We start from the raw sequence: 10,197 nt of genomic DNA on the forward strand, positions 1-10,197 counted from the left end.
GCCATTAAACATCAAGAAGTATACGGGCAGGGTCTTCCAGGAGTTCCTTCATAGTAACCAGAAAGGTTACGGCTTCTTTGCCATCCAGCAAGCGATGGTCATAAGAAAGCGCTAGATACATCATTGGCAGTATCACTACCTCTCCATTCACAGCCATTGGGCGCTCCTGAATTTTGTGCATTCCCAGGATGGCAGCCTGCGGAGGATTCAGAATAGGTGTAGATAGTAAAGAGCCAAACACACCGCCGTTAGAGATGGTAAAAGTACCGCCAGTCATGTCTTCTATGGAGAGCTTTCCGTCTCGGGCTTTGGTTCCGTATTCCCGAATTGTCGACTCTACATCAGAAAGTCCCATGCTTTCGGCGTTGCGTAACACAGGTACAACGAGGCCACGATCACTGGAAACCGCTACGCCGATATCCTGATAGCCATGATATACAATATCGTTACCATCAATGGAAGCATTTACCACAGGCTGGCGCTTCAAGGCTTCTACAGCGGCTTTAACGAAGAAAGACATAAAGCCCATCTTCACGCCATGACGCTTCTCAAATTTGTCTTTGTATTGCGCACGAAGGTCCATAATTGGCTTCATGTTGACTTCATTAAATGTGGTCAACATAGCCGCAGTTTGCTGGGCTTCTACCAGGCGTTCTGCAACTTTCGCCCGTATACGGGTCATGGGGACACGCTTCTCTACACGCTCCCCATCAAATACAGGGGCCATTGGAGAAGGCTGAGACTTGGGAGCAACAGAAGCCGGAGCCTGTGCAGCAGGTTCTGGAGCCGCAACAACAGGAGTATTGCCCCCTTTAGCGAAAGCCAGAACATCCTCTTTTGTCACACGCCCGTCTTTCCCTGTGCCGGACACGGCACCGGGATTCACATTCAACTCTTCAGCGGCCCTGCGGGCAGCCGGACTGAGAACCGGATCAGAATGTGTAGCTGAAGAAACCTCAGCAGTTGCCGGAGCTGCGGCAACGGCAGGAGCGTCCCCAGTCTCTCCAGCGCTAAAGCGACCAATCAACTCTTCACTGAGAATGGTTTCCCCCTCCCCCTTCAGAATTTCTTTTAATACGCCATCTGCCGGGGCAACAATCTCGAGTACAACTTTGTCGGTTTCAATATCCGCCAGCAGTTCATCGCGCTTGCAGCTTTCACCAGGCTGTTTGTGCCAGGTAGCAATAGTTCCGTCAGCTACAGATTCCGGAAATGTTGGTGCTTTAATGTCAGTAGCCATAATCAATCAGATTCCTTTTGCTCCAGTGCTGCTTAATTCAGGTCCAGTGCATCTGCAACCAGCTTCTGCTGCTGCTCAACATGCATGGACATGTAGCCACAGGCAGGCGCTGCCGACGCAGGGCGGCCAGCATAAGTAAGTGCAAGTTTTTTATTAGTATGACCGGCAACAACCCGGTGCATATGATGTTGACTGCAGTACCAAGCGCCCTGATTCATGGGTTCTTCTTGGCACCAAACAACGGAAGTCAAATCAGGATACGCATCCATAATCCCTTTCAAGTCATCCTCAGGGAAGGGATAGAGCTGCTCAACGCGAATAATAGCGATATGAGTAAGCTCTTCAGCCCGGCGTTTATCCAGCAGATCGTAATAAACCTTACCGCTACAAATTACCAGACGGGTAACCTGGCTATTTTCCAACGCATCAGCTTCAGGCAGGACTGTGTGGAACGCTCCCTCTGCGAGATCTTCCAAGGAAGAAACTGCAGACTTATGACGCAGCAGGCTTTTGGGGGTAAATACAATCAGAGGCTTGCGTAAAGGACGCAACATCTGGCGGCGCAACATGTGGAACACCTGAGCAGGTGTTGTTGGCACACAAACCTGGATATTATGCTCAGCACTCAGCTGCAGGAAACGCTCAAGACGAGCAGATGAGTGTTCAGGCCCCTGACCTTCGTAGCCGTGAGGCAGCAACATGGTCAGGCCACACAGGCGCCCCCATTTGGATTCACCGCTAGTAATAAATTGGTCAATAACAACCTGCGCACCGTTAGCAAAATCGCCAAACTGAGCCTCCCAAATCACCAACGAGTTGGGTTGAGTCGTGGCATAACCATACTCAAAGGCCAATACCGCTTCTTCAGACAGTACAGAGTCATAGATTTGCAGGGGTGGCTGCTCATCAGACAGATGTGCAAGAGGAACCCAAGTCGCACCATCTTTCTGACTGTGAAGAACTGCATGACGGTGGGAGAAAGTACCGCGACCAACATCCTGCCCCGTTAATCGTATAGGGTTTCCTTCCATCAGAAGAGAAGCATACGCCAGCAATTCGGCCATACCCCAATTAATGGGTAACGCACCGGCAGCCATTTTACGACGGTCATCAATTATCTTTCCAACCTGCCGCTGCAAGGCAAAACCTTCCGGAACCTGAGACAAAGACTGCCCAAGCTCCTGCAATGTTCCTAAAGCAACACGCGTATCGTGAAGTGCCGTCCACTCGTGACCCAGATAAGGTGTCCAGTCAACATAGAGGTTCGTGTTGGGTTCACGCACCAGGCTCTTGGCTACATGCTGACCATTATCCAGAGCCGTACGGTAATCCTCAACCATGCCATTGTTCTGCTCTTCGGAAATCACCAGACTCTCAACCAGAGACCTCGCATACAAAGTACGCGTGGTATCCTGCACCTTGATCTGGCTGTACATCATCGGCTGAGTTGAAGAGGGTTCATCCGCTTCGTTATGACCGCGACGACGATAGCAGACAAGATCAATAACAACGTCTTTCTTGAATTCTTTACGATAATCTGTTGCCAGCTTGGTCGCAAAAATAACCGCTTCAGGATCGTCGCCATTCACATGCAGAATGGGTGCACCAACGATTTTGGCTACATCTGTGCAATATTCCGTAGAGCGGGCATCTTCACGCTTACTGGTAGTAAATCCAACCTGATTGTTTATAACAATGTGAATAGTGCCGCCCGTTGCATAAGCACGGGTCTGGGATAGCTGGAATGTTTCCATCACCACCCCCTGACCAGCAAAAGCCGCATCACCATGAATAGAGATAGGTAATACCTGCTCACGCTGTATATCTTCACGACGATCCTGGCGAGCACGCACAGAACCTTCAACAACAGGGCTGACAATTTCAAGGTGAGACGGGTTAAAAGCCAGTGCGAGGTGAACTTCGCCACCTGGAGTCATCACATTGGAAGAAAAGCCCTGATGGTATTTCACATCACCGGAGCCATTCAGAGAATGAAGATTAATTTTCCCTTCAAACTCATCAAACAGATCGGAAGGGTTTTTACCGAGAATATTCACAAGAACATTCAGACGGCCACGGTGAGCCATTCCGATAACAACTTCTTTGACAGATCCTGCCCCGGTACGCTGTATCATTTCATCCAGCATTGGAATAAGGGACTCGCCCCCTTCAAGGCCAAAGCGTTTGGTTCCAGGGAATTTAGTACCAAGGTATTTTTCAAGACCTTCTGCAGCTGTCAATCGCTCCAGCAAATGCATGCGTGCATCAGCACTCATCTCCGGGCGTCCACGGACATTTTCCAGTTTTTGCTGGAACCAGCGACGCTGTTCCGTATCAACAATATGCATGAACTCAGCACCTATCGAACTGCAATAGGTTGATTCCAGAACCTCACAAATTTCCCCAAGGGTTGCTTCTTCTTTACCAATGAAGAGAGAACCCGTCTGGAAAGGAGTGTCAAGATCGGCTTCAGTCAAACCATGGTGCTCTAACTGAAGATCAGGAATATCTTTACGAACCATCAACCCCAGAGGGTCAAGCTTGGCTTTCTGATGACCACGCACCCGATAACCATTGATCAGCCGCAGAACAAGAACCTGCTTTTTTTCATGTTCGCTGCTGACAGAGCTCGCTGCCACAGGCTGTCGCCGCTGACGACTTTGAGCCAGATGAAGGAAGTTTTCCCGGACAGTTGAATGAGGAATATCATTAGCAGTCGCGCCACTGACCTGAGGGAGGCCAGCAAAATAATCACGCCACTGTTCAGGCACTGCATTAGGATCACGCAGATAGCGTTCGTACAGTTCTTCTACATATGCAGCGTTCCCCCCGGATATATGGGCAGTTTGCCACATCCGCTGCATGACACCATCTTGCATTATCTCTATCACCCCAAATGGAGGGGCACACTATCTGCCAGCAGGCACGACTAATCGTTAAATGACGGGCGAACAGATCGAAATATGCTCTGTCATTTGCCGGTTCCTACAGATAGCCCGGATTGTGCCCGGAAGCCCCTGTTGGTTAAACCTTACGAGACGCTTGTAGTTCTGGATGCAGAATAAGCTGCTATCTAAGACCGTCTCTGGTAAATACCGTATTGCTAACCACATTTCATAAGTGCAGCAATCAAACCCAAATCAGGCAAGGCCAAGCTTATTGGACATTTGCCGTAAATCTGTCGCCAATTATAGGCACTATCACCTACACAAATCACCTGTTAAGTAACGGTTTTCTGTATCCTTTTTTCACACAATCGCAAAAATGCACCAATACCATACCTAACAACCAAAAAAATCCCCGGTTAACCGGGGATTTCTTCATCAGGTACCGCTTGCAAGGAGCATGTTGCGTATATGGCCAATTGCCCGGGTTGGATTCAAACCCTTAGGGCAAACGTTGACGCAATTCATGATTCCGCGGCAACGGAACACACTGAACGGATCATCAAGCTTGGACAAACGCTCTTCCGTTGCTGTATCACGACTATCAGCAAGGAAACGATACGCCTGAAGCAGGCCGGCAGGACCAATAAACGTATCTGGATTCCACCAGAAAGAGGGACAGGACGTTGAACAGCATGCACAAAGAATACATTCGTACAGACCGTCTAACTTTTCTCGCTCTTCCGGAGACTGCAATCGCTCGATAGCTGGCGCAGGGGCATTATTGATCAGATACGGATTAATCTTTTCATACTGCTTGTAGAAAAGAGCCATATCAACCACCAGATCCCGAATAACCGGCAATCCAGGCAGCGGCCGGAGAACCAGCTTACCTTTACGCACAGCCTGTGACAGAGGTGTAATACATGCCAAGCCATTGGTGCCGCTGATGTTCATGCCATCAGAGCCGCACACACCTTCACGACAGGAGCGCCGATAAACCAGACTGTCATCTTGCTCTTTAATCAGAGCAAGAACATCCAGAACCATCAGGTCTTTACCTTCTGGCACATCAACAACCAGATCCTGCATATAAGGAGCAGCATCCGTTTCAGGGTTATAGCGATAAACGCTGACCTTCAAACTCATTTTCAGCTCCCTCCTCAGTAGGTCCGTGCCTTCGGCTGGAACGGTTCGACAGTCTTCGGCTTGAAATTCACCGCACGCTTGCCAATCGTCTTGTCTGCAGGAAAATACAGAGAATGGGCCAACCAATTCTCATCATCCCGCTCCTGATAATCATTCCGAGCGTGAGCACCACGAGACTCTTTCCGCTCAAGCGCAGAAACCGCAGTGGCGTAAGCAACCTCATAAAGGTTCTCAAGCTCAAGCGCCTCGATACGAGCCGTATTGAAAGCATGGCTTTTATCAACCAAATGAACATTTTCAAGGCGCACCTTGAGCTCACCCAGCTTCTTAAGACCATCAATCATGGTCGCTTCTTCACGGAATACACCGAAGTGCAACTGCATGATGTTTTGCAGATCTTTCCGGATATCTGCAACCTTTTCACCGGATGTAGAGTTATTCAGTCGATTCAATCGAGACATTGCTCTTTCAATGTCAGCCTCACTGGCATCAACAGAATCGAAACCTTCTTCCAAACTCTTTTTAATCTGAATGCCGGCCGCACGACCAAACACCACCAGATCCAGCAGTGAATTACCACCCAAACGGTTAGCACCATGGACAGAGACACAAGCAGCCTCACCACAAGCGTACAAACCCTCAACGACTTCATCTTCGCCATTGGCATTGCGCATTAATGCCTGACCACCAACATTCGTAGGAATACCACCCATCATATAGTGGCAAGTTGGCACAACAGGAATGGGCTCTTCGACAGGATCAACATGAGCAAAGGTCTTGGAGAGCTCGCATACACCCGGCAAGCGCAGAGAAAGTGTTTCCTCCCCAAGGTGATCCAACTTCAACAGTACGTGATCCTTATTCGGACCAGCACCACGACCTTCCAGAATCTCAATAACCATGGAACGGGCAACAACATCACGACCAGCAAGGTCTTTGGCGTTTGGAGCATAACGCTCCATAAAGCGCTCGCCTTCGCCATTGATCAGATAACCACCCTCACCCCGGCAACCCTCTGTTACCAGTGTACCGGCACCGTAGATACCAGTCGGGTGGAACTGCCACATTTCCATGTCCTGGGCCATATAGCCGGCACGCAGAGACATACCAACACCATCACCAGTATTGATCAGGGCATTGGTAGTAGAAGCATAGATACGACCAGCACCACCGGTTGCCATCACCGTGGCCTTGGCTTTGATATAAACCACCTCCCCGGTTTCAATGCAGATAGCGATAACACCCGCCACCTGACCTTTGGCATTTTTAACCAGATCGACCGCATACCATTCGTTAAAGAAGGTAGTACCACCCTTCAGGTTACCCTGATACAGGGCGTGCAGCAGGGCATGACCGGTACGGTCGGCCGCGGCACAGGTGCGGGCAGCCTGACCACCCTCACCGAAGTTCTTGGACTGCCCACCAAAGGGTCGCTGATAGATGCGCCCTTCTTCAGTACGGGAAAATGGCAGCCCCATATGATCCAGCTCATAAACCGCCTGCGGACCCACTGAGCACATATACTCAATAGCGTCCTGATCACCGATATAGTCAGACCCCTTTACGGTGTCATACATATGCCAGCGCCAGTCATCATTCGGGTCATCACTGGCGATCGCACAAGTGATCCCTCCCTGTGCAGACACAGTATGAGAGCGGGTTGGAAATACTTTGGTAATACATGCGGTGCTCACACCGGACTCTGTCAACTGCAGAGCCGCGCGCATACCCGCGCCACCACCACCAATAACAATGGCATCAAATGTCAGCGTACGAATCTTCGACATCCCTTATAACCCCCAAAGAATCTGAACACCCCAGACCACATAGCTAAACATGGTAATGCCGCACAGTGCCTGAAACAGAAAGCGGAAAATCAGTGCCTTTTTACCCAAAGCCCGCTCATTCAGATAATCACCAGAGATAGTCCACATACCCACCCAGGCATGCGCCCCCAAAGAAATCAGCGTTAGCAGACTGAACACTCGCATCCAGGTCTGGTCAAAGAGTGCTTTCCACTCATCAAACCCGACAGGTGAAGTGCATAACAGCCAGGCCACCATAAAAACAGTAAACGTGGCCAAAACAAGGGCGGTTACCCGCTGTACCATCCAGTCATAAAGACCACTACGCGACAGATTGGTAATATTAGTTACCATACCCACACCCCCGCCAAAATACTGAGAGCAACACCTAGCACCAGTGTTACCTGCGCTCCGGCTTTTCCGGACTCTTTCGTTTCACCAATACCGGCATCCATAAGAAGATGCTTGATACCTGCAACAAAATGATAACCAAGGCCGGTCAGCAATCCCCAGGTAATAAACTTGGCAACTGGTGAAGTAAGACACTCGGTAAACTGCTCAAACCCTTCCCTGGAACCCAGCGAGAGATCAAGCCCATATAAAAGGAAGGCAATACCCACAAACAGAATCACACCGGAAATACGATGCAAAATGGATGTGTAGGCGGGTAAGGGCAACCTTATTGTTGTCAGGTCGAGATTGACTGGTCTCTTGCTATTCACGGTCTGACACCCTGTAACCCGAACGGGCTTTTGGAATTATGCATGAATTATGGTTTTGTGCTGAAGGTGAAATATCTGTTTAGATAATCGATAAGAACTGACTTTTCAAAAACCTCTATCCAAACCAGTACTGCCCGAAACACCTAAACTATGTATTTACACGCTCCAGACTTCGGCCGAAAGTATAGTCATTTCGGTTTTTGATTACAACGGCGCTCCTCCGTATAAACCACTAGGATCAATGCCTTGTATTGCACCAGGTCAAAGCCTGCGCACCAAAACAAAACAACAACTTTCATAAAAATATCTGCAACTGCTATTGACAAAAACAACATTAAAACAGAAACAATGATGGACCGTTGCAGGAATTAACTTTTAAAGAGAAAGCGTTATTCACCTAAGCCTACAGCCTGTTTGACAAAAACATTAATCTCTCTATAGTTGGGCAAAACCAAGCATACTGAGCCATAAATAAAATACGTAAATACACGACATCAGGCTCAAAAATCACAAAAAAAGCAAATACACAATCAGACAGTACTAGCAGGAGGGCCCATGGCTGAGAAGCTCGCGCGGCTAACCATAGAAGGTAGTGAAGAATCCTTAGAACTGCCGGTTTACAGCGGAACTCTTGGACCCGATGTCATAGACGTAAGAAAACTAACCGGTAACGGTGTGTTTACTTACGATCCGGGTTTTGTATCTACCGCAGCATGTGAATCAAAAATCACCTTTATCGATGGCGACAAGGGAATCCTCTTACACAGAGGCTATCCCATTGAACAGCTGGCTGATAATTCAGACTTTCTCGAAGTGTGTTATCTGCTGATTTATGGCGAACTGCCAACAGCTGAGCAGAAAGATAACTTCTCATCAACAATCATGGGTCACACCATGGTTCATGAGCAAATGATTGAATTCCTGAACGGATTCCGTCGTGACGCTCACCCAATGGCCATCATGTGCGGCCTCGTTGGTGCATTGTCGTCTTTTTATCATGACTCCCTGGACATCAACAACGAACGCCACCGTGAAATCACCGCTTACCGCCTGATTTCCAAGATGCCTACTCTGGCAGCCATGGCGTACAAGTATTCCATTGGCCAGCCATTTATGTACCCACGGAATGATCTGTCCTACGGCGGTAACTTCCTGCACATGATGTTTGCAACGCCCTGCCAGGAGTATGCAGTAAACCCTGTTCTGGCACGCGCCATGGACAAAATATTCCTTCTGCACGCCGACCACGAACAGAATGCATCCACTTCTACAGTGCGACTGACAGGTTCCAGTGGTGCCAATCCGTTTGCCTGTATCGCTGCGGGTATCGCAGCACTGTGGGGGCCCGCTCACGGTGGTGCCAATGAAGCTGTACTGAAGATGCTGGACGAAATTGGTGATGAATCCAACATTGATGAGTTTGTAGCCAAAGCCAAAGACAAGAATGACCCATTCCGCCTGATGGGCTTCGGTCACCGGGTTTACAAGAACTTTGACCCTCGCGCCAAAGTAATGAAACAAACCTGCGACGAGGTTCTTGGTGAGCTGGGTATCAACGATCCTCAATTGAAGATCGCCAAACGCCTGGAACAGATAGCTCTGGAAGATCAGTACTTTATCGATCGCCAGCTGTATCCAAACGTAGACTTCTACTCTGGCATCATCCTGAAAGCTCTGGGCATCCCGGTTGAGATGTTCACTGTAATCTTTGCCACTGGCCGAACTCCTGGTTGGATTGCCCACTGGCATGAAATGATCAGCGGTAGCTACCGTATCGGACGCCCTCGTCAGCTTTACACTGGCCCGGCGAAACGTGATTTCACCCCTCTATCTGATCGTTAATCCATAGCTCAAACGCGAAAAAAATCCCCCACCAGGAATGGTAGGGGATTTTTTTATGTGAAAACAATTACACCAGCTGATCATCCCACTGCAGGTTTTGCTCATTGAGCAGATCATCCCGCATACCAATCAAAGTCAGCGAACTGTTCCCGTCGAGGTTAATCACAAGATTACGCTCCTGCTGTACACTGGCATCCCGCACAGCATCCAGAGAATCGAAGCCCAGCCCATTCAAAAATAGTGTCACTGCCTGCTTCAAAATCACGAACTGCCTGCTTCAAAATCACGAATAGTGTCATAACCACCATTCGCTGCGATACTAAACACATCCTGACCAGAACCACCCAGCAGCCAGTCATCACCTTTACCGCCCGCAAGATAATCATGACCACTACCGCCCTCAAGGTGATCTGCACCCTGACCACCTTCAAGCCAGTCATGGCCACTACCACCTATTAACTGGTCACTGAAGTTACGCACTGAACATCAAAGTTTGGCATTATTACCGCCATGAGAAATGACCTAATCGAACTGTATTCTGACTATTTGCTTTC

Annotated in this window: 9 protein-coding genes; 1 reads left to right on the plus strand and 8 read right to left on the minus strand. The window is 49.0% G+C overall.

Annotated elements, in window-relative coordinates:
- Positions 1 to 4: 4 nt before the first annotated feature.
- The 6 genes from odhB to sdhC all read right to left on the minus strand — a co-directional run bounded on the left by odhB (position 5) and on the right by sdhC (position 7,801).
- Positions 5 to 1,240, minus strand: coding sequence for a 2-oxoglutarate dehydrogenase complex dihydrolipoyllysine-residue succinyltransferase (gene odhB, locus QMA35_RS12790; protein ID WP_281647540.1), 1,236 nt, complete (start codon positions 1,238 to 1,240; stop codon positions 5 to 7).
- A gap of 32 nt (positions 1,241 to 1,272) precedes the next feature.
- The gene (locus QMA35_RS12795) at positions 1,273 to 4,119 is read right to left on the minus strand and encodes a 2-oxoglutarate dehydrogenase E1 component (RefSeq protein ID WP_281647541.1); all 2,847 of its coding nucleotides are present in this window, start codon (positions 4,117 to 4,119) and stop codon (positions 1,273 to 1,275) included.
- Positions 4,120 to 4,563: 444 nt separating this feature from the next.
- Positions 4,564 to 5,274 (minus strand): succinate dehydrogenase iron-sulfur subunit, encoded by a 711-nt coding sequence (locus QMA35_RS12800; protein ID WP_348650942.1) that lies wholly within the window; start codon positions 5,272 to 5,274, stop codon positions 4,564 to 4,566.
- 14 nt (positions 5,275 to 5,288) lie between these two features.
- Positions 5,289 to 7,061, minus strand: a complete 1,773-nt coding sequence (gene sdhA / locus QMA35_RS12805; protein WP_281647542.1) for a succinate dehydrogenase flavoprotein subunit — start codon at positions 7,059 to 7,061, stop codon at positions 5,289 to 5,291.
- Positions 7,062 to 7,064: 3 nt separating this feature from the next.
- Positions 7,065 to 7,433, minus strand: a complete 369-nt coding sequence (gene sdhD, locus QMA35_RS12810) for a succinate dehydrogenase, hydrophobic membrane anchor protein (RefSeq protein ID WP_281647543.1) — start codon at positions 7,431 to 7,433, stop codon at positions 7,065 to 7,067.
- Positions 7,427 to 7,801, minus strand: a complete 375-nt coding sequence (gene sdhC, locus QMA35_RS12815) for a succinate dehydrogenase, cytochrome b556 subunit (protein ID WP_281647544.1) — start codon at positions 7,799 to 7,801, stop codon at positions 7,427 to 7,429. The genes sdhD and sdhC overlap by 7 nt, the downstream gene beginning before the upstream one ends.
- 555 nt (positions 7,802 to 8,356) lie before the next feature.
- On the opposite strand from sdhC, the gene gltA reads away from it, so the two are divergent.
- Positions 8,357 to 9,643 (plus strand): citrate synthase, encoded by a 1,287-nt coding sequence (gene gltA, locus QMA35_RS12820; protein WP_281647545.1) that lies wholly within the window; start codon positions 8,357 to 8,359, stop codon positions 9,641 to 9,643.
- A gap of 67 nt (positions 9,644 to 9,710) precedes the next feature.
- Here the strand turns inward: gltA and QMA35_RS12825 are convergent, their stop codons facing one another.
- Together QMA35_RS12825 and QMA35_RS12830 are read right to left on the minus strand one after the other, a co-directional pair.
- Positions 9,711 to 9,908, minus strand: coding sequence for a hypothetical protein (locus QMA35_RS12825; RefSeq protein ID WP_281647546.1), 198 nt, complete (start codon positions 9,906 to 9,908; stop codon positions 9,711 to 9,713).
- The gene (locus QMA35_RS12830; protein ID WP_281647547.1) at positions 9,905 to 10,123 is read right to left on the minus strand and encodes a hypothetical protein; all 219 of its coding nucleotides are present in this window, start codon (positions 10,121 to 10,123) and stop codon (positions 9,905 to 9,907) included. Before QMA35_RS12830 ends, QMA35_RS12825 begins: the two co-directional genes overlap by 4 nt.
- Positions 10,124 to 10,197 lie beyond the last annotated feature (74 nt).

Origin of the sequence: Parendozoicomonas sp. Alg238-R29 (assembly GCF_947331445.1) — a bacterium.
Taxonomy (GTDB): domain Bacteria; phylum Pseudomonadota; class Gammaproteobacteria; order Pseudomonadales; family Endozoicomonadaceae; genus Sansalvadorimonas.

Excerpts from the sequence above, each read along its gene's own strand:
- QMA35_RS12800 (WP_348650942.1), bottom strand. The coding sequence starts at position 5,274 with ATGAGTTTGAAGGTCAGCGTTTATCGCTATAACCCTGAAACGGATGCT.
- sdhD (WP_281647543.1), bottom strand. The coding sequence starts at position 7,433 with ATGGTAACTAATATTACCAATCTGTCGCGTAGTGGTCTTTATGACTGG.
- QMA35_RS12795 (WP_281647541.1), bottom strand. The coding sequence starts at position 4,119 with ATGCAAGATGGTGTCATGCAGCGGATGTGGCAAACTGCCCATATATCC.
- odhB (WP_281647540.1), bottom strand. The coding sequence starts at position 1,240 with ATGGCTACTGACATTAAAGCACCAACATTTCCGGAATCTGTAGCTGAC.
- sdhA (WP_281647542.1), bottom strand. The coding sequence starts at position 7,061 with ATGTCGAAGATTCGTACGCTGACATTTGATGCCATTGTTATTGGTGGT.
- gltA (WP_281647545.1), top strand. The coding sequence starts at position 8,357 with ATGGCTGAGAAGCTCGCGCGGCTAACCATAGAAGGTAGTGAAGAATCC.